Here is a 25,640-nt window from a genome sequence, read left to right on the forward strand (position 1 = left end):
CTGCACATAAAAGCGGTCCGGCTGGTTGTGATGCGTCAATCGTTTAATCGACTTCTTTCTTAATCCCAAGCATCTTTTCGTCTAAATAATGGGCGATGTCCGCCGCTTCCTTCAGCTCGTCGGTCAGATGCTTTGGGACTTCGTTATTTAATTTGTAATAAATTTTATGTTCAAGGCTCGCCCAAAAATCCATGGCAATGGTGCGGATTTGAATTTCCGCCTTCACATATTCCACACGATTCGTCAAATAAACGGGAATTTCAATAATCAAATGCAGGCTGCGGTAGCCGTTCGGCTTCGGGTGTTTGATATAATCCTTCACCTTTACGATCTTCAGGTCCTTATGCTGCTTCAAAACCTCAGCGACATTATAAATATCGGAAATAAAGGAACAGATAATCCTGACACCCGCAATATCATGAATATGCTCTTTCATTTCCTGCGTCGTCACATCACAGCCTTTGCGCATCAGTTTATTGACGATACTCTCGAAACTTTTTACGCGTGATTTTGTATGCTCGATCGGGTTATGCCCGTGAATCAGATTATATTCCTGGCTGATGATAGAAAACTTCGTATCCAGCTCATCTAAAGCGAATTTATAAACTAATAATTCATTTTTCCAATCTTCCATGACCGTTTTCAAATCATCCATATGGGCTGTTGACAAGTCCATTTTTTTCATCTCCTTGCTTTGCTGTCCGTATATAAGACGGATCAGTCCGCGGTCAGGTTCTTTACAAAATCGTGAAGATTATGTCATAAAAAAAAGCAAATGCCGGTTATGGCATTTGCCTTTTCATTTGATCAGCGGAAATAACTGATCAGGAGTCCGATGGAAAGCAGGAATCCGAAAAATGTATTGGTTTGCGCCGTTGATTTCATCGCAATAATCATGTTCATCGGCATTTCGTTTTTCACAAAGCCTTTCACGGCCTGAACGGGTTTCGGCACGCTCAGGAAGACCAGGAACAGCCACGGGCTTGTGTAACCCATGATGACAAGACCGATGATCCAGATGTAAGCGATGGCAAAAGATGCGGCCAGTATCATGACGGCCCCTCTATGCCCCATCAAAATGGCCAGGGTTTTACGTCCGCCCTTTTTATCTTCCTCAATATCACGGATATTGTTGGACAGATTAATGGCTCCGACCAAGATGGCGATCGGGATGGAAATCAAAATGCTCTGTTCATTAATTCTGCCTGTCTGAATGAAGAAAGAAATAAGGACAAATACAGAGCCCATGCAAATGCCGGAGAACAGTTCCCCGAACGGTGTATACGCAATCGGCAACGGGCCGCCCGTATACAGATAGCCGATCAGCATGCCGGCAAGGCCGATAGCCGCAAGCCACCAGCTGCTGCTCATGCAGATATAAACACCGAGCACGAGGGCAATCGCATAAGAGCCGAGCGCCAGCTGCAGAATTGTTTTCGGCTTCATGCCGTGGCGGACGATCGCTCCGCCGATACCGACGGAATCCTCCGTATCTAAACCGCGTTTAAAATCGTAATATTCATTGAATAAGTTCGTGGCGATCTGGATCCAAAGGCAGGAAAACAGCATGGCCAAAAACAGCAGGAAATCAACCTTTACGTAAAACATCGCCAATACGGTGCCGAGAAGTACGGGCACAAACGATGCCGTCAATGTATGAGGGCGGGTTAGCTGCCACAAAATGCGGCCCATGCTTTCTTTCTCGGGCGTCTTTTGGCTGCCCCCCATATTGTTTTGATTCATTTTCCTCTTCCTTTCTATTAAAAGGCTTTCACAGTCAGCCGATAACAGTAGTGTTGAATTGGGGTTTTCACGTTTTCTGCTACCTTATCTATCATAATAATTTCTTCCTCATTTCACAAGATGCGGCGCTTTATCGGCTATCCTGCCGGAAACGGCTTTTCGCCCTTCTCCATTGGGGTTCGGCACAAGCCTGCTTAAGAAAAAGCCGCCAAAATTTTTTTACCTCGTTTATATTTACGATAAGTTAAAAATCCCGCCTGAACAGCGCCTTTTTAGTATGATCATTTGCCAATTTATACATGCGTGTTTTCCATCCTTTTGTTTCTCATTCATTTTTAAGGAAATTTTAAGCTTAGGATATTAGACATATTTTGAAACTTTTTGTTAATCTAATCGTCATATACTGGTGTAATTATTGAATACGCGGGGAAGGAATTTTGAATATGATGCAAAAATTAAAACGTGCTTATGAAAATACATTGATCAAATGGACGTTTCATACGGGCTTTTATTTTCTGATATTAGTATTGCTCTTTTGGATGTATGGATTTCATACAGCGAATACCGGCACTTATATTTACAACGATTTCTAATCGGGGAGGATAACTATGAAACTACTTGATGCTATAAAAACATACGCAGACGCCAAGCCGCAGGCCGAAGCGTTTCGTTCCTTAGATCATTCCCTCACTTACGGGGAATTATGGGATTTGTCGGAGCGGGTTGCGTCCGGCATTCAAAAACATACAGCTGACGGTTCGAAAGCGCCTGTCCTGGTTTACGGACATATGGAGCCGAATATGATCGTTTCTTTCTTAGGAAGCGTCAAAGCGGGCCGCCCTTACATCCCTGTCGATGTTTCCATTCCGGCGGAGCGGATCGTCAAAATCATTGAAAGCTCAGGCGCAGAGCTGCTTATCAGCGTATCGGGCGATGCAGTCGATACGGGAAGCAATCTGATTAAAACCGTTACGCCCGAAGAGCTTGCAGCTGACGGAGATGCAGACCTCAGCCGTGAGAACTGGGTAAAAGAGCTGGACACGTTTTACATTATTTACACGTCCGGCAGCACGGGAAATCCGAAGGGCGTGCAGATATCGGCTGATAACCTGCAAAGCTTTACTGACTGGATCTGCAGGGATTTTCCTGTGGGCGAGGGTAAGACTTTCTTAAACCAAGCTCCGTTTTCTTTTGATTTATCTGTCATGGACATTTTCCCGTCGCTTCAAACGGGAGGTACGCTGCACTGCGTAACGAAAGACAAAATCAATAAACCGAAAGTACTATTTGAAGAGCTGGAGAAATCCAAACTGAACGTCTGGACATCGACGCCGTCTTTCGTCCAAATGTGTCTGATGGACCCCGGCTTTACGCAGGAGCTCCTGCCTGAGGCAGAAGTATTTATGTTTTGCGGAGAAGCGCTTCCGGCTGCCGTGGCACAGGAGCTGTTAAACCGTTTTCCGAAGGCCCGCGTATTCAATACATACGGCCCGACTGAAACAACGGTTGCCGTCACCTCCGTTGAAATTACGCAGCAGATCATCGATGAAAATGAATCCCTGCCCGTCGGTTTTGCAAAACCCGATATGGATATCTTCATCATGGATGAAAACGGGAATAAGCTTCCGGACGGAGAAAAAGGGGAAATCATCATCGCGGGCCCGAGCGTAAGCAAAGGCTATCTCGGAGAACCTTCTCTGACGGAAAAAGCGTTTTTCCCGATCGACGGCCAGTGGGCATATCACACGGGTGATGCCGGTTATGTTCAGGATGGTCAGATTTTCTGCCAAGGACGCCTTGATTTCCAGATTAAGCTTCACGGCTACCGCATGGAGCTGGAGGAAATCGAAGTACATGTAAGGCAGTCTCAATATGTGCGCACGGCGGTTGTCATCCCGTATCAGCCTAACGGACCTGTCGAATATTTAATTGCCGCCATCGTGCCTGAAAAACATGATTTTGAAAAAGAATTCCAGCTGACAAGCGCCATTAAGAAAGAACTGGCCGCTTCGCTTCCGGCCTACATGATTCCGAGAAAATTCATTTATCAGGATCACATTCAAATGACTGCGAACGGAAAAATCGACCGTAAACGCATTGGCGAAGAGGTTCTTGTATGACGCCTTACAGCTCGTTTTTCTTCTTTATCTTACTTGGAATCCTTCTTTTGCCGACGATTATTTTAGGGCTGAACGGCAAGAGATTCCAAGGATACAACATGTTTATATCCATCATCGTATTGGCTTTGATTTTCGCGCATGATCTGCACGGCGTGATCGCACTATGTATCTTTACACTGTGGCAGGTGCTTTTAATCAGGGGTTATCTCGCTTACAGACTGAAAGCCAACAGCGGCTTTGTCTTCAGTATGGCCGTGATCGCGTCCATTTTACCCCTGTTTTTATCTAAATTATGGCCGTTTTTCTTTCCGCCGGCGCCTCATCACCCGGTTCATAACCTGATCAGTTTCTTAGGAATTTCTTATTTGACATTTAAAGGCGTCCAGCTGATCATGGAAACGAGAGACGGACTGATTAAAGAAAAAATGCCGCTTCACCGCCTTTTGTACTTTATTATGTTTTTCCCGACCATTTCTTCCGGTCCGATCGACAGATACCGCAGATTTGCCAAGGACGAACAGAAAGTATGGACAAAGGGAGAATACGCTGATTTACTGTATACCGGCATTCATAAAATTTTTATCGGTTTCTTATACAAATTCATTATCGGATATGCGATTAACACGTATTTCATTATGAATCTGTCTCATATCACCCACAGCAAACTGTGGGGTAATGTGCTGTACATGTACGGATACAGCTTGTACCTGTTTTTTGATTTTGCGGGTTACACGATGTTTGCCGTCGGTGTAAGCTATATCATGGGTATCAAATCTCCGGAAAACTTTAATAAGCCGTTTATCAGCAAAAACATTAAAGACTTCTGGAACCGCTGGCACATGTCCTTATCCTTCTGGTTCAGAGACTACGTATTTATGCGCTTTGTTTTCTGGATGACAAAGAAAAAATGGATAAAGAACCGGATGGCCGTCTCGAACATCGGGTATTTCCTGCTGTTCATGCTGATGGGCGTCTGGCACGGACTCGCTCTGCAATATATTGTATACGGCCTGTACCACGCCGTATTAATGACCGGGTATAACTTTTTTGAGAAATGGAATAAGAAATACAAGTGGCTGCCCGCCAATCGTTTTACGGCCTTTTTAGCCATCGTCATCACATTCCATTTCGTATGTTTCGGATTTTATATTTTCTCAGGAAAACCATTTCATCACTAAAGGAGATTGAAAACACATGGAATTTAAACAGGAAGTATTAGACGTATTAGCTGAAGTTTGTCAGGAGGACGCTGTGAAAGAAAATCCTGATATTGAAATCTTTGAAGAAGGACTGCTTGATTCTTTCGGAACTGTAGAACTGCTGGTCGCCATCGAAAACCGCTTCGGCATTACAGTGCCGATCACTGAATTTGACCGTGACGAGTGGAATACGCCAAACAACATTGTAAACAAACTGACTGAGTTGAAGTAAATGAAAAAGCGTTTCTTTGGACCAATTATTTTAGCGTTCGTCCTGTTTGTCGGAGCTATCGCAGTTCCGGCTTCATGGCTTACGCGCTTCATTCCTGAAAAACGTGTCGAAGAGTCGGCGGCAGCCTTAAATCCGAATATGTTCCAGGGGCTCTATCTTCAAAACAAAATGTTCGAAGACTCGAAGTATCTGCCGATTTTCGGTTCTTCCGAGCTTTCAAGACTGGATGAGTTTCACCCGTCCAACTATTTCCAAGTGAACAACCAAGGCTTTACGCCTTATCTTGTCGGAAAAGGCGGGGACCAATCCTTGATACACGCCGTGAACTTTGCGGCGCATTATCAGCAGCTGAAAGGCAAAAAGCTGGTATTCATTGTTTCTCCGCAATGGTTTATCAAAAAAGGTTCTGATGAACAGCACTTTGCGCCGAATTTTTCATCACTTCAGGCATTGGATTTAGCATTTAATAACCAGATTGATCCCGCGGTCAAAAAGAACATGATGAAGCGCATGCTCCGTTTTAAAGTCGTTCAGCATGATGCCGTCCTTTCTGAATTGTACAAGGGAATGGTCAACGGACAATCATGGAAAGTGAAAGCGGTCATGCCGGCCGCCAAAGCTTATTATTCTCTGCTTGAGAAAAAAGATCTTTATTATTCAATGGGAGAAAACAAGGGCCCTGAACGGACGATCTCTGAAAACCTGAAAGGGAAATCGTGGTCAGAGTTAAAAACAGCCGCCGCTCAATTAGGAGAACGGAGCTCCAAGTCCAATCCTTTCTATATCGATGATGCTTCTTATAAAAAGATTAAGAAGAAAGTAAAGAGAGTGAAAGGAATCAACAAAGGAAGAACATACGCCAAATCAGTCGAATATCACGACTTTGAGGATATGCTGGACATTCTGAAAGATGCCGGCGCTGAACCGATGTTCGTGGTTATTCCGGTCAACGGAAAATGGTATGACTACACCGGCTTCCCGAAAAAAGGCCGGACTGATTACTACAAAAAAGTCACTAAGCAAATTAAAGCGAAGGGCTTTCAGGTTGCCGACTTATCCGGGCACGAATATGATCCGTACTTTATGAAAGACACCATCCATATCGCCTGGAAGGGCTGGGTGTACGTCGATAAAGCAATGGAGCAGTTTTACAAAACCGGCAAGGTGACGGTTCACTGAGCACGGTGATGACAGAATACGTAAAAACGAACACGCAGGGGGCATTCTCTCCCCTGCTTTTTATGTGATTTGATTTTTTCACAAATTTGAGGAAAACTATTGCGAATATTTGTTGAAGGTATACAATAGAATATAAATTATTTTCAAATAAGTTTGACAATAACACCAATAGGGAGACAGAACATTATGAAACAAGATATTCGTGTTGAATTGACTTCAGCCAAAAAACCGAAACCGGACCCCCATGACCTTGCATTCGGCAGAATTTTCACCGACCATATGTTTGTTATGGATTACGACGCCGATCAAGGCTGGTATGATCCGAGAATTATCCCTTATCAGTCCATCTCAATGGATCCTGCGGCCATGGTTTATCATTACGGCCAAACCGTTTTTGAAGGGCTTAAAGCGTATGTAACGAAGGATCAGGAAGTGCTTCTGTTCAGACCGGAGAAAAATATGGAGCGCCTGAACCAGTCAAATGACCGCCTTTGCATCCCGCTCATTGATGAAGAGCTTGTTCTTGAAGGCCTGAAACAGCTCGTAGCCATCGACAAAGACTGGATTCCGAAAGCGGAAGGCACTTCCCTTTATATCCGTCCGTTTATCATTGCGACTGAGCCTTTCCTCGGTGTAGCGGCATCCCATACGTACAAGCTGTTTATCATTCTTTCCCCGGTCGGCTCTTATTACAAAGAAGGCATTAAACCGGTAAAAATCGCCGTGGAAAACGAATTCGTGCGCGCCGTCAAAGGCGGCACCGGAAACGCGAAAACCGCCGGCAACTACGCATCAAGCCTGAAAGCGCAGCAGGTTGCGGAAGAGAAGGGATTTTCCCAGGTTTTATGGCTTGACGGCATTGAGAAAAAATACATCGAAGAAGTCGGCAGCATGAACATCTTCTTCAAAATCAGCGGCGAAATCGTGACGCCGGAGCTGAACGGAAGCATTCTTGAAGGAATTACGAGAAATTCCGTCATCACCCTTCTCAAACATTGGGGACTGACTGTGTCTGAGCGGAAGATTTCGATTGATGAAATCATCCAGGCGCATCGTGACGGCCGATTGGAAGAAACATTCGGAACCGGTACGGCGGCGGTCATTTCTCCGGTCGGCGAACTGATCTGGAATGATGAAAGTCTTGTCATTGGCAGCGGTGAAACCGGAGAGATCTCGAAGAAATTGTATGATACCATTACAGGCATTCAAAAAGGCGCGGAAGCCGACGTGTTCGGCTGGACGACGGAAGTCGCCTCACTAAGCGAATCAAAATAAGCAAAAAACCCGGAAGCGAATCCGGGTTTTTTTACTGCTCCTATGCTTCAATCGACTTAAAGAAATGAGGCAGATGTTCTTTGTGGGCCTCAAGCATTTCATCCAGAATGGCCTTTGCCACGGAGTCTGACGGGACGAGAGGATTGATCGTCATCGCAAGTAGCGCCGTTTGATAATCTCCCGTGACGGCTGCTTCAGCGGCGACACGCTCAAATGATTTGATTTGCTGGACGAGTCCGCGGACAGACACCGGCAGATCACCGACGGCGATCGGTTTCGGACCGTCTTTCGTCATGACACAGTTCACTTCGACCGCTGAGTCATTCGGAATGCTGGCGATCGCGCCGTTGTTTATCGTATTGACGGGCTGGATATCATGTTTGTCGTTATAGATGGAGCTGATCAGGTTGCAGGCCGCGTCACTGTAGTACGCTCCGCCCCGTTTTTCAAGCTGCGGCGGTTTGATGGCGAGATTCGGATCTTTGTACAGTTCGAACAGTTCTTTCTCAACCTTCTGTACGACCTCGGCGCGTGTGCCCTCCGTCTGTGACGCTTCTATTTCATGCTCGAGCATTTCTTTCGTTTTGAAATAATAGCGGTGGTAGCCGCAAGGAATCAGATCGAGCGCCTTCAGGAATTCAGGCTCCCATTCCGCCCCTGAAATATTTTTCATCGTCATGGCGTTTTCCGGATCTCCCATGGCTTCAATGACTTGATCTTTCACGCTGACGCCGTCTAAGAAAACATCTAATCCGAAGACCATGTGATTCAGCCCGGCAAATTGCACTTCGATCCGGCTGACATCCACGTCCAATGCTTTTGCGACGCCCATTTTAATGCCGATCGGCACATTGCAGAGGCCGACGACTTTTGTGAGATTCGAGTAGCGGAGCAAGGCCTCGGTAACCATGCCGGCAGGGTTTGTGAAATTCACGAGCCATGCATTCGGACAAAGCTCTTCGATGTCTTTCGCGATTTCCAGAATAACCGGGATGGTGCGCAGCCCTTTGAATAAACCGCCCGGACCGTTTGTCTCCTGGCCGATTACGCCGTATTTTAACGGAATCCGTTCATCTTTGGCGCGGGCCTCAAGAAGGCCGACGCGGAATTGAGTCGTTACGAAATCCGCATCCTTCAAGGCTTCTCTCCGGTCAAGCGTCAGGTGAATCTCTATCGGAACACCCGCTTTTTCGACCATGCGTTTTGCAAGCGTGCCGACGATATTGAGTTTTTTCTCGCCTTCGGGAATGTCGACGAGCCATAATTCTCTGACAGGCAGTTCCTCATAGCGTTTAATGATGCCTTCCACAAGCTCCGGTGTATAGCTTGAGCCTCCGCCGATCGTTACAATTTTAATTCCTTTTGTCATATTTTCGCTCCCCCTTGCAGACTCACTTTTTCGTAAATCTCAACTAACTCAGCGGCCAAGTCTTTCACGGTCATGGCATTCATTAAATGATCTTGCGCATGCACCATTAAAAGCGTCATGTCTGTTTTTTCTCCGCCGGCTTCATTTTGGATCAGTTCTGTCTGATAATGATGGGCTTCCGTCAGTTCCCTTGCGGCTTCCTGAAGCTTTTCTTCCGCCATGGCTCTGTCCCCCCGCTTTGCGGCGGCAATGGCTTCCATTGATGCGCTTCTGCCGTTGCCGCCATGCAGGATGATCTGAAAAATGGTCTGTTCCATTTTTTCATTCATGTGTTTCACTCCCTTTCTCTACAGCACGGCTTTTTCGTCTCCCTGTACGGCTGGCGCCTGCGATTGTTCAAGTTCGTTTTCTTCTTTCAGCTTTTGCGAATCCCACATTCTGAAGAACGGATAGTACACGATAAAGGCTGTGATGATGTTAATCGCCTGCATGACAGCCCCTGATATTTTTCCGCCCGTGGCAAGATAGCCGGAGAAAATCGGCGGCATCGTCCATGGGACGGCAATGCCGGCAGGTTTGGCGACGAGGCCAGTGCTCATGCCGATATAGGTAAGGACCAGTGTGACAAGCGGTGTGATAATGAACGGAATGAGAAGCATCGGGTTCATGACGATCGGCATTCCGAAAATAATCGGCTCATTAATATTAAAGACGGCCGGCCCGATGGCGAGTTTCCCAAGCTGCTTCATCTGCTTGCTTCGCGAACGGAGAAACATGGTGACCACGAGCGCCAGTGTCGCGCCGCTTCCGCCGATGTTGATCCAGATTTCAAAAAACTGCTGGGTGAAAATATTCGGAAGCGCATCGCCCGCCTGAAACGCAATCCGGTTGGCATCCATCGCTCCGAACCAGATCGGCGCCATGACGCCGCCGACTATGTTCGCCCCGTGTAATCCGCACGCCCACAAGAGCATTTGAACCGCTTCGGCTATCAGGCTTCCGCCGAGACTTCCCCCAAGAATCGAGAGCGGTGTCCCCAGTACAACGCTTACAATGTTATGAAGGCTTTCAAACGGCGTCGCTTCGACAATTAAACGCGCGCCCCAGATCAGAAAGATGACCGCAAAGCCGGGAATTAAAGCGACAAATGATTTGCTGACCGCCGGAGGCACGCCGTCCGGCATTTTGAAGACGAAATTCCGCTGGATGATCAGGCGGTAAATTTCCGTCGACAGCATGGCGATGATCATCGCGACAAACAGCCCTTTGCTTCCCATGAGAGACAGCGGGATGCCGCCGCCCACCATGATTTCCTCTTTGGCGCCGGAAGGCAGAAACGGAACTTTGTACGGCGTTGCCAAGAGAAACGCCGCCAAAGATATCGCACCGGCCGATAATGCATCCACCCCGTATTTTTCGGCCAGGCGGTAGGCGATTCCGAAAGCGGCGACAAGACCCATGATTTCAAAGGTCGCATCAACCGGATATTGCAGTTTTTGAGACCAGGCGCTTCCGAACGTTTTTGCCATGAAATCCGCATATCCCGGAATCGGCAGGTTGCCGATGATCAGAAAAAACGAACCGATGATGATAAGCGGCATGGTGAGGATGATCCCGTCACGCAATGCTTGCAGATGCCGCTGGGAGGCAATTTTTCCGGCAATGGGCATGACTTTCTCTTCTAAAAACTGGTTCACCTTATTCACACGGCCCGCCCCTTTCTACGATGCGTTTCCGAGCTGTTCCGCTGATTTCAGAACCTCCGCTCCGTTGCATGTGCCGTAATGGACGGTATTGATGACTTCAACCGGCACTCCTTTTGATTCACCCAATTTTTTCAGCTGCGGAAGCAAATAACGGACTTGAGGCCCAAGCAGCAATACGTCCGCTTTATCAATATGCTGGTTGACTGAATCGCCTGACACCGCCCAGATTTTATATTCTTTTCCTTGTTCCTGTGCGCTTTTTTCCATCTTGGTGACGAGTAAGCTTGTTGACATCCCTGCTGCACAAACGAGTAATATATTCATGTAAAAGACCTCCTGAAAGTTTGATATTTTGTATGTCTCGTTGTTAGTACCATCATATTATGAAATCGCTTTCATAACTACTCAGGCTTTTTCCGCTGTTAACGGAAAAAAGGTGTATCCAGGTCTTTCTCTGATCGTTTGTCTCTGAATACTCGTAAAACCTCCTGATAGGTTGTGCATTTTAAGAGACGGCTTACCGCGGCCGGATCATCTAACATGCCGCCGAGCCATTTGTACATATGCTGGAGGTCGGCTTTGCTTTCTTTCTCGACGCAGAGCAGGCAGACAAATTGGACACGCTTATCCGCCCAGTCAATCGGCTTCTTCAGCGTGCATACCGCCCAAAACGTCGTGTCTGTCTGCGGAACGAGCGGGTGCGGAATCGCCGTAAGATTGCCGAAACTCGTAGGAGAAATCGCTTCCCTTTCAAAAATAGAATCGGTCAGAGAATCAGAAGCGAGGCCGGCTTCTGCAACCTGCTGTCCGAGAAAACGGATGACGTCCTCCTTCGTCTCCAGATCCTGCTGCAAAAATACCAGCTCCGGTTTCAGAAAGTTCAATTGTTCCCGCTTTTCTTCCAGCATGGCGTCGATTTTTGTAAAATCCCCGCCGCCCAACAGCGTATGAACCTTTAATACGGGAACGGGCAGGTCTTTTTTGATCGGAACTGTGCTGACCACAAAATCAATCGACTCAAAGGAAAGCTGGTCAAGGCTGCAGTAATCAGCCGTTCCGACGATTTCAAGACGCTTTGCGAACCGGGAACGGAGCTTTTCTCTTAAAAGCTGTGCGCTGCCGGCGCCGGACGCACAGACAATCAGACAGCGCTTAGGCGGCCGTTCCGTCTTTCTCCTTTCGATGGCGGCTCCGAAATGAAGCGCCAAATATCCGATCTCATTCTCATGAATATCAATGCCGGTTTGCTCCTTGATCACGATTCCCGCAATCACTCCCGCTTCAAATGCGAGCGGATAATTTTCCTTTATGGCGGAGAGCATCGGGTTTCTCAGGTTCATTCCGTACCGGTTTCGGTTAATCGCCGGCTTGATGTGGAGCGCAAGACCCGCTTTCAGCTCATTGTCGTCCGTGATTCCGAGCTTCAGCTCCCGCTCAATGGCTTCAATCATGGCCTCCGTCAAACGGCTGGTTTCCCCGTCTATCAGCCTTGTAAGCTCTTTTCCTTCCAATTGTGACTGGGTCATGCGCTTTGTCCCGAGCAGGTGAATGGCGATATAGGCGGTTTCCTGTTCGGGAAAGGTGACCGAAAGCGCCGATTCAAGCTCTTTTACGATGGCTTCCGCTGACTGATATTCTGTTTCAAGCTTAATATCATGAAGATCTTCCGGAATGAGAGATACATAGTTTTCTGTCCGGATTCGTTTGCAGGCAATGGCGATATGGATGATGAGATTGTTCAGGCCGAAGAAAGAAAGCGGGATCTTATGGTTTCGAACCTGCTTCATAATGGCTGTGCGGATCACATGAATGTCGTCTTTCGGCAGAATACCGGCCTTTTCACTCAGGAGATCAGGCTCAGGCTCGCGGTCGTCCACTAAGTATTCCGCCATACAATAACGGAGGCGGAGCTCTTCGCCGCGCAGCTTAAAGCCGTAGTTCGGCCTTGTTTCCAAAATGATGTCATAGGGGCGGAGCCGTTTTTTGACTTCTTTTAAATCAGATTGAAGTGTGGATTTACTGATGAACAGTTCTTCCGCCAAGTCATCCAGCTTGAGGTAGCCGTCGGCCAGAAGCATTCTTTTCATAAGGTAATCTATCCGTTCATCGGGAAAAATCGGCACGGTGCTGTTCTGCTGGAAATTGTCCTGAAGCCAGTTTTTAAACGGCTGCTCATTCCGGATCAGCAGCTTATAGCCGCTCCCTCTGACAGATTGAATGGATGCGCCGTGTTTTTCTACAATGGTTTGCAGTTCCTTTATGTCATTGCGGACCGTCCGCGTCGTTACCTTTACATTTGCAGCGATGACTGAGCTTGTAACCGGTGTTTCAGCAGCTAAAAGCAAGCGCAGAAGTTCACGAAGCCGCCCATGAAGCATGAGAAAAACCTCCTATCAGATCAGATGCAGACGTGAAAAATGGGCAAAAAGAATGAGGAAGGGGTAAATGTATGTAAATTCTATAATGGGGAGGATTTCAAGTCAATGCGGCAATCCGATGCCAAGCCCGTAAAAAAACAGCCGGATCAGCCGGCTGTTCGGGATGCGGACATGCGGTTCCGCTTAGATGCCTTCCGTTCTTTTATGATTTTTCTGATGATCGGATAGATGACGGGCGCCCATTTGATAATCGTTTTGAAAAATTTTTTCAATGTCTGAATCCCCTTTCTTTTACCTTGTCTTTCCCCTGTTATCAGCGTTTATAAACATGGTCAGCGTGAGACATACCGGTTCCCTGTCACCCAATAGCGCCACGGATAATCCCGGGCTTCTCCGCTGTTGTCAATCCCGATTCTCGGGCCTGTTGATATATGCTCAGGCGTAAAGCCCTCCGTAATATACAGCGGCGGTTCCGTGATCATGCCGCCGTAGTCGTTCATTGAAATGCCCATCGCCTTCGTCAGTTTTCCCGGGCCGTTTGTCCACTCTCTCGGGGGTCTGCCCGGTCTCCTGCTCTCCATCAGGAACTGTCCTTCATGAGGCTCCGCCGCCCTGATTAACACGGCCTGCGGAATGCCGATGTCCGCGGCGACGACGTTCATTAATGTATGAGTGTGCATGACGTATGTATAAATGCGGCCCGCCTCATGGAACATAATTTCCGTCCGTTTCGTGCGCCGGTTGCCGAAGCTGTGCGCCGCCCGGTCTTCCGCTCCCATATAAGCTTCCGTTTCCACGATAAAACCTGAAGCCGTTCCCTCATCCGTCTCCTTCACCAATAGACAGCCGAGCAATAAAGGGGCAAGCTCCACTGACGGTCTCTGGTAAAATTCAATCGGCAAAGGCTTTTGTTCTCCCGCCATTTGCCTCCCTCCTTTCTGAATATAGCGATTTCCTCTTTCACGTTTTTCACTTCTTTTTTACAATATAAACATGAGAGAAAAAAAGGACATCATTGTTGAACGCTCTATTGCGTTTTGAAAATCGGCTCGGTATAATGTGATGGTTCAAATGAAAATGATTCTCATATTCAATAAATACCGGATAATGATCATAAAAGTAGGTGAATTGATTTTTGAGCGATTCTGTCACGTCCGCAAACCGTCTGATCAGCATCTTAAAAAACGGGGTTTTCTTCCTGATCGCGGTGATCGGGCTGCTTGTATCTATTTTTTTCGCCGTCTCATTCGGCGCGAAAGACATTACTTTACATACGGTTTGGTCGGCTGTTGCTGATTACAATCCGAATATAACAGGCCAGCAGATCATTCATGAATTGCGTCTTCCGAGGGTGCTCGGGGCGGCCGTTACAGGAGCCGCTTTTGCCGCAGCCGGCGCCCTCATGCAGGGTGTCACGAGAAACCCGCTTGCCGATTCGGGTGTCTTAGGCGTAAACGCGGGCGCCATGTTTGTTGTTGCGCTCAGTTTTGCTTTTTTCCCTCATTTGTCATACGCCCTGCTGATGGTGATGTCATTTTTGGGAGCATTGGCAAGCACCGGCTTGATTTTCTTTATCAGTGCGGCGGGAAAAGGCAGCATGACACCTTTAAAAGTGACGCTTGCCGGGGCGGTCGTGGCCGCTCTTTTACATTCACTCAGTACCGGTGTGGCGATTTATTACGATTTAAGCCAGGATTTGGCCTTCTGGTACGCCGGCGGGGTGTCAGGGATCAAGTGGGCTCATCTACAAGTCCTTGTTCCCGTGATTGCGGTCTTCATCATTCTCGCGACATTCATGGGCCGGTCCGTCACCCTTCTCTCAATGGGAAATGACGTGGCGGCGAATTTAGGGGTGAACACGGCTCTGACGCGTGCCGCCGGATTAATGATCGCCGTCGTTCTTGCCGGTGTGTCTGTTTCCGCTGCCGGCGCGATCGGCTTCGTCGGGCTGGTCATTCCCCATATCGCGCGAAAGATCGTCGGCGTTACGTACAGGCTGATTATTCCGATGTCCGCGTTACTCGGCGCGATTCTATTGATTTTGGCTGATCTGGCCTCACGCACGGTCAGTCCTCCGAGAGAATTGGCGATAGGCATCATGGTCGCACTTGTCGGTGTCCCTTTCTTTCTTTATATTGCCCGCAAGGAAGGGAGAGACTTATAAATGAAAGTGCAGAAAGAAACAAAAAAAGCGGCGGCGGCAGGAATCATTCTGCTGGTCATCGCCGTTTGCATTATTCTGATCGGGCTGCATACGGGCTCATTCCGGCTTTCTCCTCTCACGGTGGGAAAAACGCTGTTCGGATACGGCACGTTTCAAAGCACAACCGTTTTATTCGATTACCGGCTTCCCCGGATTCTGGTGACGATGCTGGCCGGCATCGGTTTAGGAGTGTCGGGCGCTATTCTGCAGGGTGTATCCCGAAATCCGCTTGCCGATCCGGGCATTCTCGGACTGCATGCCGGCGCTTCCTTCGGTTTGATGATGTATATCACGTTCTTTCATTCCCTGGAGGCGCAGGCGTCGATGTTCATCCCGCTGTTTACGTTTGCGGGCGGAACACTCGCGGCCCTGCTGATCGTAGTGCTTACGTACGACAGGCTGAACGGTTTTTTAACGATCCGCATGCTGTTAGTCGGGATCGCCGTTTCCGCGGGCTTCAGCGCCGTTACATTGTTTATGTCGCTGCGCCTGAATGAAGAAACTTATACATTCGCTTCCCGCTGGCTGGTGGGAAACGTCTGGGGCAGGGATTGGATTCACGTGTGGTCGCTATTGCCCTGGATCGGCATTCTCGCACCGCTTGCATGGCTTAACGCCCGCTCTTTGAATATTTTAATGCTCGGTGACCAGGCAGCCGCGGGGCTCGGCGCACACGTGCAGAGAAAAAGGATCATGCTGATCGCCATAGCGGTCGGCTTGTCCTGCGCGAGCGTCGCGATGGCCGGCGGAATCGGCTTTATCGGTTTTGCCGCCCCTCACTTGGCAAGACGGCTCGTCGGCACCATGCATCAGCATATTATCCCGATTGCGGGATTAATCGGACTTGTCATTCTTGTCGCGGCAGACACCATCGGCCGGTCTTTGTTTCAGCCGAACGCCATTCCGGCCGGCGTGGTTGCGGCAGCCATCGGCGCGCCGTATTTTCTCTATCTCGTCATGAAAATCAAATCATAAAACAAGGAGTATTCCCATGAAAAAAATAATTGCGCTCGTCAGTTTCATGTGTATTTTCTTATTGGCTGCCTGCCAATCCGATTCAACACAGCCAGAGTCAAAAAAGAAATCAGGCGATCATAAAATCGCTTCGATGTCCATTCACCTGACAAATGATCTGCTGGCTCTCGGCGTTACACCTGCCGGTTCCGTCGTGGGCGGAGAATTAAAAGATTTTCTCCCTCATGTGAAAAATCAGCTGAAAGACACGAAAAAACTCGGACCTGCCTCAGACCCGGATATGGAAGCTTTACTTGAGCTGAATCCAGACAACATTTATCTTGATAAAGAATTTGCGGGAAAAGATGTGTCAAAATACAAGAAAATCGGAAACACACACGTTTTCGACCTTGATAAAGGCACTTGGCGCGATCATTTAAAAGACATCGGAAAAATCGTCAACCGTGAAAAAGAAGCGAACACATTTATTCAAGATTACGAAGATGAAACAAAACAAGTCAGATCCATGATGAATAAGGAATTAGGGAAAAACGCCAAAGTCATGGCGATCCGCGTGAACGCAAAAGAGCTTCGCGTCTTCAGCACACGCCGCCCGATGGGACCGATTCTGTTTGACGATCTGAAGCTGAAACCGGCTGACGGCATTAAAGAAATGAACACCTCCCGCCCTTATGAAGTCATTTCTCAAGAAGTGCTGCCTGATTACAACGCAGATGCGATTTTCGTCGTCGTTAACAGAGACGACAAGTCACAGCAAGCCTATAAAGAATTGCAAAAAAGCGCTGTATGGAAAGGGCTGAAGGCCGTGAAAGCAAACCACGTCTATAAAATTGCCGATCAGCCTTGGCTTGATTATTCAGCACTGGGAAATAAATTAGCAATGGATGAAGCGAAAAAACTGTTCCAAAAATAAACACGAGCCGGTTTTGCAAAAAGTGCAAGGCCGGCTTTTTTATATTGTCGTTTACTTATATAAACATCTGCTTATATAATAGTGTAAAAAAGGAGTGAGCGCATGGAACGGAGGCATCATGCTTTAAGTTCCGAAGGGATCAGCCAGTGCCTCAAACTTCTAAGCGACCCGACGAGGCTTTTGATGCTGAAGCTTCTGAAGGATAAGGAATATTGTGTCTGCGAGCTGACGGCTATTTTTGATATAAGTCAGCCCGGCATCAGCCAGCACTTGCGGAAATTAAAGAACGCCGGCCTTGTGCGGGAAAGACGCGAGGGTCAGTGGCGGTACTATGCCATTCATCCGTCCGGTCCGGAATACGCGCTGGTTTGCTCGATTCTGCAGCAGATAGATGAAAAGGACGAAGTTTTACAGACATTGCGGCAAAAAGAAGTCACTGTTACATGCCGGTAAGGGGGATATATTCTTGGGAGTTGCGGTTTTATCAGCGCTGATTTTTGTGCTGACACTTGTGTTTGTCATATGGCAGCCGAAACATATATCAATCGGCTGGTCTGCCTGCGGCGGGGCGGTCCTCGCTTTGATCGCCGGAGCAGTCAGCCTGCACGATATCGCGGAAGTGACGGGAATCGTCTGGAATGCGACACTTGCCTTTATCGCCATTATTATCATTTCATTGATTCTTGACAGTATCGGTTTTTTTGAGTGGGCCGCGCTGCATATGGCCATGGCGGCCAAGGGCAGCGGGCTGCGGATGTTTCTCTATGTGTCGGTCTTAGGGGCTGTTGTCTCCGCCCTGTTTGCCAATGACGGAGCGGCGCTCATTTTGACCCCGATCGTACTGGCGATGGTGCGGGCTTTGAATTTACCTGAAAAGCTGGTTTTTCCTTTTATTATCGCCGGAGGATTCATCGCCGACACCACCTCGCTCCCGCTCGTTGTAAGCAATTTGGTCAATATTGTATCCGCCGATTACTTTCATATCGGATACATTGAATATGCATCACGCATGCTGGTGCCCAACCTTTTTTCTCTGGCGGCAAGCATTTTGGTGTTGTATCTCTATTTCAGAAAAAACATTCCGAAACGGTATGACACCGGTCTTGTGAAACATCCGGCATCCGCAATTAAGGATGAACGCCTTTTCCGGTTATCGTGGGCTGTGCTGGCCGTTTTATTGATCGGATATTTCGTCAGCGAACTGCTGTCGATACCCGTTTCCTTCGTTGCCGGCTCCATCGCGGTCATTTTTCTCATTCTGGCGCAGCGAAGCCCCGCCGTCCCTGCGAAACAAGTCATCAAGGACGCCCCGTGGGCCATCGTGTTTTTTTCTGTCGGCATGTATGTTGTCGTGTACGGCTTGCGGAATGCCGGACTGACGGATCTTCTTTCTCAGCTTATACAGAAAGCGGCGGATCACGGTTTGTTTGCGGGCACACTCGGAATGGGGTTTATCGCGGCGATCCTCTCCTCCGTTATGAATAACCTGCCGACGGTGATGATTGACGCCATAGCCATCAGCGGAACGGACACTCACGGGCTGATGAGAGAAGCATTGATTTACGCGAATGTTATCGGTTCGGACCTCGGGCCGAAGATCACGCCGATCGGGTCGCTGGCGACGTTGTTATGGCTCCACGTGCTGAGCCGGAAAAACGTGAAAATTTCCTGGGGAATGTATTTCAAGACAGGTCTGATATTAACCATTCCGACGTTATTCATCACCCTGATCGGACTTTATTTATGGCTGTTATGGCTCGCTTGAGATGAAAAACCTTTTAAGTTGAATCTTAAAAGGTTTTTTTGTGTCAAAAATCCGAAAAGTAAAACTTTATATTTTAAAAGTATAGACATTTAGTTTCAAAAGATTATAATATTCATGAAAACGGTTTAACTTTATGAAAGAAGGGATTCCTCATGAAAAGAATTTTATTAGCCTGCAGCTCAGGCATGTCCACCAGCCTTCTTGTTACGAAAATGCAGAATTACGCCCGCTCCATCGGTGAGGAAGCCGAGATTTGGGCAGTCGGACAGGATAAAGCAAAAGAAGCGATGAAAGATGCAGACGTCGTACTGATCGGCCCGCAGATGAGTTTTTTAAAAGGTGAGCTTCAGAAAGAGGCGGACCCGCTTCACATCACCGTTGATGTGATTGATATGATGGCATACGGCATGGGAGATGGCAAAAAAGCATACGAACAGGCCGTTGCCTTGATTGAGAACAAATAAAGGAGGCGATAAGCATGGAAACGTACACGGATGAACAGATCAGTTTTCAGCTGATTCTTCACAGCGGCAATGCCCGCAGCAATATTATTCAATCGATACGCGCATATAAAGACGGCCGGACAGATGAGTCAGACACCTTTCTGACAAAGGCTGAAGAAGAACTGGGGAAAGCGCACGACATCCATTTTCAGATGATTCAAAAAGAAGCCGGCGGCGCCAAAACGGATGTCTCTCTGCTTTTTATGCATGCTGAAGACCACTTAATGTCAGCGCTTTCAATGAAAGAGCTCGTCAAAGAAATGCTCGACTTATTTCAATCAAAGAATTTATAAAAAGCCGGGGGTGAAGACGTGTTTGAGAAAATCAGCCAATTCCTTGTTCCGATCGCGGGCAAATTAAACAATAACCGCTACTTGCAAGTCTTACGGGATGCTTTTATGCTGGCGTTTCCGCTGACCATTTTCGGTTCGGTGTTCGTCGTGCTGACGAACCTGCCGTTTTTAAACAAAATCATGAGCAGCTCCGCCCTGTCTGTCTTTCAATCCGGGTTTGGCGGCGCTTCGACGGCGACGATGGGGATTATGTCCATTTTTGTCGTCTTCGGGATCGGCTATTACCTTTCCAAAAGCTACGAAGTGGAGGCCGTATTCGGCGGAGCGATCGCATTGGTTTCTTTTCTGCTGCTCACCCCGTTCGTTTTAGAGCCGGAAACGGGCAAAGCGGTCGCAGGCGTCATTCCGGTTGACCGGCTTGGAGCAAAAGGGATGTTTCTCGGCATGATGACCGCGTTTTTGTCAGGTGAAATCTACAGAAGAATCGTTCAGAGAAACTTAACGATTAAGATGCCTGCCGGTGTTCCTCCGGCTGTTGCTAAATCGTTCGCCGCATTGATTCCGGCTTTTATCACGCTTACCGTCTTCCTCTTGATCAATGCGGCTGTCACCCAAATCTTTCACACCAATCTGCATGATGTCATTTATCATACGGTTCAAGCACCGCTTGTCGGACTTGGAAGCGGCATCATTCCTACATTAATCGCTGTTTTCTTTATTCAGATTTTATGGTTTTTCGGACTTCACGGACAAATCATTATCAATTCCGTGATGGACCCGATTTGGAATACATTACAGGTCGAAAATTTGGCAGCGTATACAGCGGGAAAAGAGATTCCCCATATTATTTCTAAGCCGTTTATGGAGATTTACACCGTCGGAATGGGCGGAACCGGAATGACATTGGCCATAGTGATCGCCATCTTGCTTTTTATGAAAAGCAAACAGATGAAACAGATATCCAAACTCGGTCTCGCGCCAGGCATTTTCAACGTCAATGAGCCGGTTATTTTCGGTTTGCCGATCGTGATGAACCCGATCATTATCATTCCGTGGGTGATCGCGCCGATGGTTGTCACCCTCGTCACCTACCTGGCCATGTCGGCGGGGATCGTGCCCCCTCCTACCGGCGTGACCGTGCCTTGGACCGTCCCCCTTTTCATTAACGGGATTATGGCGACCAATTCCGTCATGGGCGGCATTATGCAGCTGGTCAACCTCTGTATTGTGTTTGTCATCTGGTTCCCGTTTCTTAAAGCGCTGGACAAATTAAACATGGCAAAGGAAAAAGAAGCTGAGACCGAGCAGCATGCCCGGGATGACAGCATGAGTATGTAATCAAAATCGCAGTAAGGGAGAGAAATCAATTGACTGAATCAAATATTCAATATCGTTTTCCGGAAGGATTCTGGTGGGGGTCTTCCGCCTCCGCCACCCAAACAGAAGGCGCCGCTGACAGAGACGGAAAAAGCCAAAACATATGGGATTACTGGTATGAAAAAGAGCCGAGCCGTTTTTTTAACGGCGTCGGCCCCGGCGACACGTCACGTTTTTACGATCAATACAAGGAGGATATCCGGCTGATGAAAGAAATCGGCCATAACTCCTTCCGGCTGTCTATTTCCTGGTCAAGATTGATTCCGGACGGAACCGGCGAGGTCAATCAGAAAGCGGTCGCGTTTTATCAGGACGTCATCGATGAAATGCTTGCCCATCGCATTGAGCCGTTTGTCAATTTGTTTCACTTTGACATGCCGCTCGCCCTTCAGCGTAAGGGGGGCTGGGTCAGCCGGAACACCGTTGACGCGTTTGAACATTACGCCAAAACCTGCTTTTCGCTATTCGGTGACAAGGTGAAAAAATGGTTCACTCACAACGAGCCGATTGTGCCGATTGAAGGCGGCTATTTATATGATTTTCACTACCCGAATCACGTTAATTTTCAAGAAGCGGTGCAGGCCGGCTTCCATACCCTGCTGTCGAATGCAAGGGCTGTCAAAGCCTACAGAGAATTGAAACAGGACGGACAAATCGGAATCATTCTGAATCTGACGCCTTCTTATCCGAGAAGCTCACATCCAGAAGATGTCAAAGCGTCCCGGATTGCCGACGCCTTTTTCAACCGCTCATTTTTAGATCCCGCCGTAAAGGGCGAATTTCCTGAGGAGCTTGTCGAGATTCTCAAGGCGGAAGGCTTTCTGCCGCATTATGAGAAAGAAGATCTCCGCCTCATTCAGGAGCATACGGTCGACCTGTTAGGCGTGAACTACTATCAGCCGAGGCGCGTCAAGGCAAAAGAACATGTTCCGAATCCGCATGCCCCTTTCCTGCCTGAGCGTTTCTTCGATCCGTATGTCATGCCCGGCCGGAAAATGAACCCTCACCGCGGGTGGGAAATTTACGAAAAAGGAATCTACGACATTCTTACCAATCTCAGAGAACATTACGGAAATATCGAGTGTTTTATTTCTGAGAACGGCATGGGAGTTGAAGGCGAGGAACGCTTCCGCGATGAAAACGGCATCATTCAGGATGATTACAGGATTGAATTTATCCAGGAACATCTCAAATGGGTGCATCGGGCCATCGGAGAAGGTTCAAATGTAAAAGGCTATCACCTGTGGACTTTCATGGACAACTGGTCTTGGACCAATGCTTACAAAAACCGCTACGGCTTTGTATCTGTCAATCTGGAAAACGGGGGCGAACGGACCGTCAAAAAAAGCGGCCGCTGGTTAAAATCCGTTTCCGATCAAAACGGATTTTAACAGATGAGGAGGGACGGCCATGCTTGGAGGTATTGAAGCCGGCGGCACGAAATTTGTCTGTGCCGCCGGACAAAGAGACGGCACCATTCTGGACAGAGTAGAGTTTCCGACGGGAGAACCGGATGACACACTCAGACAGGTCATCCGTTACTTTAAAGATTTCCCGATAGACGCCATCGGCATCGGGTCGTTCGGACCGATTGATATCCGTCCTGACAGTCAAACATACGGGTGCATTACCGCGACGCCAAAGACAGCCTGGCGGAACTGCCCTATTCTTCAAACGATCAAAAGCGCTCTGGGTATTCCCGCAGGCTTCACCACCGACGTTAATGCGGCGGCGCTCGGAGAAGCTTCTTTCGGCGCGGCCAAAAACGCGGACAGCTGCCTGTATTTGACGGTCGGCACAGGCATCGGCGCGGGCGCCATCATGAACGGCAGATTTGTTCAAGGGCTGTCTCATCCTGAAATGGGCCACATTTATGTCAGAAGACATCCGGACGACGGCTACAAAGGCAATTGCCCATACCATACAGATTGTCTGGAAGGTCTCGCGGCAGGCCCCGCCATTGAGAAACGCTGGGGGAAAAAAGCATTTTTGCTCACGGATCAGCAGGAAGTGTGGGAGCTTGAGGGCTATTATATTGCCGAAGCGCTTGTGCAGTATATTCTCATACTTTCGCCGGAAAAGATCATTCTCGGCGGGGGCGTTATGAACCAGCGGCAGCTGTTCTCTTCTATCCGTCAGCACGTGAAAAAGCGGCTGAATCAATATATTGATCTGCCTGATATTGAACACTTCATCGTTCCCCCTCAATTAGGGATTCACTCCGGCGCGGCCGGTTCGCTCGTATTGGCGGAGCAGGCCTTAGAAGCGGCAAACCGGGAGGCGGGAAAATGACGAAACTCTTATTTTTGGAACCGGTTTTTAAAGAAAGATTATGGGGCGGGACGAAGCTGCGCGATACATTCGGGTATGAGATTCCTTCTGAGCGGACGGGAGAGTGCTGGGCGATTTCAGCTCATCCGCACGGCACATCCATTGTGCGGAACGGGCCTTTTTCCGGAACATCATTACAGCGTCTCTGGAGTGAACACCCTGACCTGTTCGGACATCCGAAAGAAGACGCTTTTCCCCTGCTCACAAAAATTCTTGACGCAAATATGGACTTATCCGTACAGGTTCATCCGGATGATGCATATGCACATCGGCATGAAAACGGAGAACTCGGAAAAACGGAATGCTGGTACGTGTTGGACTGCAAAAAAGACGCGGAGCTCATTTTAGGGCATCGCGCCCAAACGAGAGAAGGCTTCGTTCGGCTCATTGAACAAAACGAGTGGGATCACCTGCTCCGCCGCATCCCCATTAAGCCCGGCGATTTTTTCTATGTCCCGAGCGGCACACTGCACGCTTTATGTGAAGGTACGCTCGTTCTTGAAATCCAGCAAAGCTCTGATGCCACCTACCGGCTTTACGACTATGACCGGACGGATGGGAACGGGAAGAAACGCGAGCTTCATCTTCAGAAAGCAATTGACGTAACAGACATTCCCCATACCGATGAAAATGTAAAAAGCACAAAGCATCGGATCGGAGATGCTCTGATTACGATACTCGCCGAAACACCTTTCTTTTCAGTTTATCAATGGGATGTGAGCGGGAAAGCATCATTCCCCGCACCCGGCCGGTATTTACTCGCAAGCGTCATTAACGGACGCGGAGAACTGGATGGATGCCCCATTCACAAAGGCGATCACTTTATCGTGCCGGCGGATTCCGGAGATTTTGTTATAGAAGGAGATTGTGAGGTTATCGTTTCACATCCTTCATCATCCTAAAAATCAGGAGGTCTTTTATATGCTCAAAAAGTTAGCAGTCTGCCTGTCTATCGTTTTATTACTCTTAGGAGCCGCCAGTCCGATATCGGCTCACACCGTTTATCCCGTCAACCCAAATGCCCAGCAGACGACAAAAGATATCATGAACTGGCTGGCTCACCTGCCCAACCGTTCAGAAAACAGGGTCATGTCCGGGGCGTTCGGCGGGTACAGCGATGTCACTTTTTCAATGACAGAGGAAAACCGCTTGAAAAACGCGACGGGACAGTCTCCCGCCATCTACGGCTGTGACTATGGGAGAGGATGGCTTGAAACAGCGGATATCACCGATTCTATCGATTACAGCTGTAACAGCAGCTTAATCTCATACTGGAAAAGCGGCGGCCTCCCTCAGGTCAGCCTGCATCTCGCAAATCCGGCTTTTCCATCCGGAAACTATAAAACAGCCATCTCAAACAGCCAGTACAAAAACATTCTGGACCCTTCAACTGTTGAAGGAAAACGGCTTGAGGCGCTGCTCAGCAAAATCGCCGACGGCCTTACTCAGCTGAAAAATCAAGGCGTCACCGTTCTGTTCAGACCGCTGCATGAAATGAACGGCGAGTGGTTCTGGTGGGGGCTGACAGGCTACAACCAAAAAGACACGGAAAGAATCTCGCTGTACAAAGAGCTTTACAAGAAGATATACCGCTATATGACAGAGACAAGAGGGTTGGATAACCTTTTGTGGGTGTATTCGCCGGATGCCAACAGAGACTTTAAGGCAGACTTTTACCCAGGCTCATCTTATGTGGATATTACCGGTCTGGACGCTTACTTCACTGATCCGTATGAGATATCAGGCTATGATGAAATGCTGTCTCTGAAAAAACCGTTTGCCTTTGCCGAAACCGGTCCGTCCGGTAATATCGGAAGCTTTGATTATGCTGCTTTTATCAAGGCGATCAGGCAAAAATACCCCGAGACCACGTACTTTTTGACATGGGATGAACAATTAAGTCCGGCGGCCAATCAAGGCGCGCAAAGCCTTTATCAAAACAGCTGGACGCTGAACAAGGGCGAAATATGGAACGGCGGGTCCTTGACGCCGATCGCGGAATAACCGCTTCTTTTGAAAATCGGTTTTAAAAAACGGCTCTGCTGGGCATATTGTTACCGTTCAAAAAGGAGGGTTCAA

At 48.3% G+C, this 25,640-nt stretch carries 27 protein-coding genes; 18 read left to right on the plus strand and 9 right to left on the minus strand.

The window, feature by feature from the left end; genetic code table 11:
* Positions 1 to 43: 43 nt before the first annotated feature.
* Positions 44 to 676: a GTP pyrophosphokinase family protein gene (locus NYE62_RS19645; RefSeq protein ID WP_007407732.1), complete on the minus strand. Its 633-nt coding sequence runs from the start codon at positions 674 to 676 to the stop codon at positions 44 to 46.
* Between the two features lie 131 nt (positions 677 to 807).
* Positions 808 to 1,743, minus strand: a complete 936-nt coding sequence (locus NYE62_RS19650) for a 1,4-dihydroxy-2-naphthoate polyprenyltransferase (RefSeq protein ID WP_007407733.1) — start codon at positions 1,741 to 1,743, stop codon at positions 808 to 810.
* 443 nt (positions 1,744 to 2,186) lie between these two features.
* Between NYE62_RS19650 and NYE62_RS19655 the strand changes: the two genes are divergently transcribed.
* The 6 genes from NYE62_RS19655 (at position 2,187) to NYE62_RS19680 (ending at position 7,748) form a co-directional block, all read left to right on the plus strand.
* Entirely contained in the window at positions 2,187 to 2,336 is a 150-nt protein-coding gene (locus NYE62_RS19655) for a teichoic acid D-Ala incorporation-associated protein DltX (protein ID WP_003150882.1), read from the plus strand.
* A 15-nt stretch (positions 2,337 to 2,351) separates the two neighbouring features.
* A complete protein-coding gene (gene dltA / locus NYE62_RS19660; protein WP_012118761.1) occupies positions 2,352 to 3,863 on the plus strand; it encodes a D-alanine--poly(phosphoribitol) ligase subunit DltA in 1,512 nt (503 codons plus the stop codon).
* On the plus strand, positions 3,860 to 5,041 hold the full coding sequence (dltB, locus tag NYE62_RS19665) for a D-alanyl-lipoteichoic acid biosynthesis protein DltB (RefSeq protein ID WP_012118762.1): 1,182 nt from the start codon (positions 3,860 to 3,862) through the stop codon (positions 5,039 to 5,041). Before dltA ends, dltB begins: the two co-directional genes overlap by 4 nt.
* Before the next feature lie 16 nt (positions 5,042 to 5,057).
* Positions 5,058 to 5,294 carry a D-alanine--poly(phosphoribitol) ligase subunit 2 gene (dltC, locus tag NYE62_RS19670; protein WP_003150875.1) on the plus strand — a complete coding sequence of 79 codons (237 nt, stop codon included), beginning with the start codon at positions 5,058 to 5,060 and terminating at the stop codon, positions 5,292 to 5,294.
* On the plus strand, positions 5,295 to 6,473 hold the full coding sequence (dltD, locus tag NYE62_RS19675; protein WP_012118763.1) for a D-alanyl-lipoteichoic acid biosynthesis protein DltD: 1,179 nt from the start codon (positions 5,295 to 5,297) through the stop codon (positions 6,471 to 6,473). It abuts the gene before it with no gap.
* Between the two features lie 183 nt (positions 6,474 to 6,656).
* The gene (locus tag NYE62_RS19680; protein ID WP_025650062.1) at positions 6,657 to 7,748 is read left to right on the plus strand and encodes a branched-chain amino acid aminotransferase; all 1,092 of its coding nucleotides are present in this window, start codon (positions 6,657 to 6,659) and stop codon (positions 7,746 to 7,748) included.
* Between the two features lie 40 nt (positions 7,749 to 7,788).
* Here the strand turns inward: NYE62_RS19680 and licH are convergent, their stop codons facing one another.
* The 7 genes from licH to NYE62_RS19715 form a co-directional block, all read right to left on the minus strand.
* The gene (gene licH, locus NYE62_RS19685; protein ID WP_003150870.1) at positions 7,789 to 9,117 is read right to left on the minus strand and encodes a 6-phospho-beta-glucosidase LicH; all 1,329 of its coding nucleotides are present in this window, start codon (positions 9,115 to 9,117) and stop codon (positions 7,789 to 7,791) included.
* Positions 9,114 to 9,446, minus strand: a complete 333-nt coding sequence (gene licA, locus NYE62_RS19690; RefSeq protein ID WP_003150867.1) for a PTS lichenan transporter subunit IIA — start codon at positions 9,444 to 9,446, stop codon at positions 9,114 to 9,116. The genes licH and licA overlap by 4 nt, the downstream gene beginning before the upstream one ends.
* A gap of 18 nt (positions 9,447 to 9,464) precedes the next feature.
* The gene (gene celB, locus NYE62_RS19695; protein ID WP_007407740.1) at positions 9,465 to 10,823 is read right to left on the minus strand and encodes a PTS cellobiose transporter subunit IIC; all 1,359 of its coding nucleotides are present in this window, start codon (positions 10,821 to 10,823) and stop codon (positions 9,465 to 9,467) included.
* A gap of 15 nt (positions 10,824 to 10,838) precedes the next feature.
* Positions 10,839 to 11,147, minus strand: coding sequence for a PTS lichenan transporter subunit IIB (gene licB, locus NYE62_RS19700; protein ID WP_003150863.1), 309 nt, complete (start codon positions 11,145 to 11,147; stop codon positions 10,839 to 10,841).
* A gap of 98 nt (positions 11,148 to 11,245) precedes the next feature.
* Entirely contained in the window at positions 11,246 to 13,201 is a 1,956-nt protein-coding gene (gene licR / locus NYE62_RS19705; protein ID WP_094032011.1) for a transcriptional regulator LicR, read from the minus strand.
* A 146-nt stretch (positions 13,202 to 13,347) separates the two neighbouring features.
* Positions 13,348 to 13,473, minus strand: a complete 126-nt coding sequence (locus NYE62_RS19710) for a hypothetical protein (protein WP_003150859.1) — start codon at positions 13,471 to 13,473, stop codon at positions 13,348 to 13,350.
* A gap of 60 nt (positions 13,474 to 13,533) precedes the next feature.
* On the minus strand, positions 13,534 to 14,124 hold the full coding sequence (locus tag NYE62_RS19715; RefSeq protein ID WP_052827992.1) for a DNA-3-methyladenine glycosylase: 591 nt from the start codon (positions 14,122 to 14,124) through the stop codon (positions 13,534 to 13,536).
* A gap of 242 nt (positions 14,125 to 14,366) precedes the next feature.
* Between NYE62_RS19715 and NYE62_RS19720 the strand changes: the two genes are divergently transcribed.
* The 12 genes from NYE62_RS19720 (at position 14,367) to NYE62_RS19775 (ending at position 25,565) form a co-directional block, all read left to right on the plus strand.
* Positions 14,367 to 15,365 (plus strand): iron ABC transporter permease, encoded by a 999-nt coding sequence (locus NYE62_RS19720; RefSeq protein WP_042635747.1) that lies wholly within the window; start codon positions 14,367 to 14,369, stop codon positions 15,363 to 15,365.
* Positions 15,366 to 16,379 (plus strand): iron ABC transporter permease, encoded by a 1,014-nt coding sequence (locus NYE62_RS19725; protein ID WP_064107978.1) that lies wholly within the window; start codon positions 15,366 to 15,368, stop codon positions 16,377 to 16,379.
* A 16-nt stretch (positions 16,380 to 16,395) separates the two neighbouring features.
* Complete coding sequence (locus NYE62_RS19730; RefSeq protein ID WP_342497137.1) at positions 16,396 to 17,292, plus strand: ABC transporter substrate-binding protein; 897 nt, start codon at positions 16,396 to 16,398, stop codon at positions 17,290 to 17,292.
* Between the two features lie 102 nt (positions 17,293 to 17,394).
* On the plus strand, positions 17,395 to 17,745 hold the full coding sequence (locus NYE62_RS19735) for a metalloregulator ArsR/SmtB family transcription factor (protein WP_059367547.1): 351 nt from the start codon (positions 17,395 to 17,397) through the stop codon (positions 17,743 to 17,745).
* A 13-nt stretch (positions 17,746 to 17,758) separates the two neighbouring features.
* Positions 17,759 to 19,057 (plus strand): arsenical efflux pump membrane protein ArsB, encoded by a 1,299-nt coding sequence (locus tag NYE62_RS19740; RefSeq protein ID WP_015418509.1) that lies wholly within the window; start codon positions 17,759 to 17,761, stop codon positions 19,055 to 19,057.
* Between the two features lie 152 nt (positions 19,058 to 19,209).
* Complete coding sequence (locus tag NYE62_RS19745) at positions 19,210 to 19,521, plus strand: PTS sugar transporter subunit IIB (RefSeq protein WP_007614670.1); 312 nt, start codon at positions 19,210 to 19,212, stop codon at positions 19,519 to 19,521.
* A 14-nt stretch (positions 19,522 to 19,535) separates the two neighbouring features.
* Positions 19,536 to 19,853, plus strand: a complete 318-nt coding sequence (locus NYE62_RS19750; RefSeq protein WP_007407750.1) for a PTS lactose/cellobiose transporter subunit IIA — start codon at positions 19,536 to 19,538, stop codon at positions 19,851 to 19,853.
* A gap of 18 nt (positions 19,854 to 19,871) precedes the next feature.
* Complete coding sequence (gene celB, locus NYE62_RS19755) at positions 19,872 to 21,191, plus strand: PTS cellobiose transporter subunit IIC (RefSeq protein ID WP_012118772.1); 1,320 nt, start codon at positions 19,872 to 19,874, stop codon at positions 21,189 to 21,191.
* Between the two features lie 29 nt (positions 21,192 to 21,220).
* The gene (locus NYE62_RS19760; protein WP_085341613.1) at positions 21,221 to 22,621 is read left to right on the plus strand and encodes a glycoside hydrolase family 1 protein; all 1,401 of its coding nucleotides are present in this window, start codon (positions 21,221 to 21,223) and stop codon (positions 22,619 to 22,621) included.
* 19 nt (positions 22,622 to 22,640) lie between these two features.
* A complete protein-coding gene (locus tag NYE62_RS19765) occupies positions 22,641 to 23,522 on the plus strand; it encodes an ROK family protein (RefSeq protein ID WP_342497138.1) in 882 nt (293 codons plus the stop codon).
* On the plus strand, positions 23,519 to 24,463 hold the full coding sequence (gene manA, locus NYE62_RS19770; protein WP_342497139.1) for a mannose-6-phosphate isomerase, class I: 945 nt from the start codon (positions 23,519 to 23,521) through the stop codon (positions 24,461 to 24,463). The genes NYE62_RS19765 and manA overlap by 4 nt, the downstream gene beginning before the upstream one ends.
* Positions 24,464 to 24,482: 19 nt before the next feature.
* Entirely contained in the window at positions 24,483 to 25,565 is a 1,083-nt protein-coding gene (locus tag NYE62_RS19775) for a glycosyl hydrolase (RefSeq protein WP_342497140.1), read from the plus strand.
* Positions 25,566 to 25,640: the final 75 nt, after the last annotated feature.

It is taken from the genome of Bacillus sp. FSL K6-2861 (assembly GCF_038630725.1).
In the GTDB taxonomy this organism is placed as follows: domain Bacteria; phylum Bacillota; class Bacilli; order Bacillales; family Bacillaceae; genus Bacillus; species Bacillus velezensis.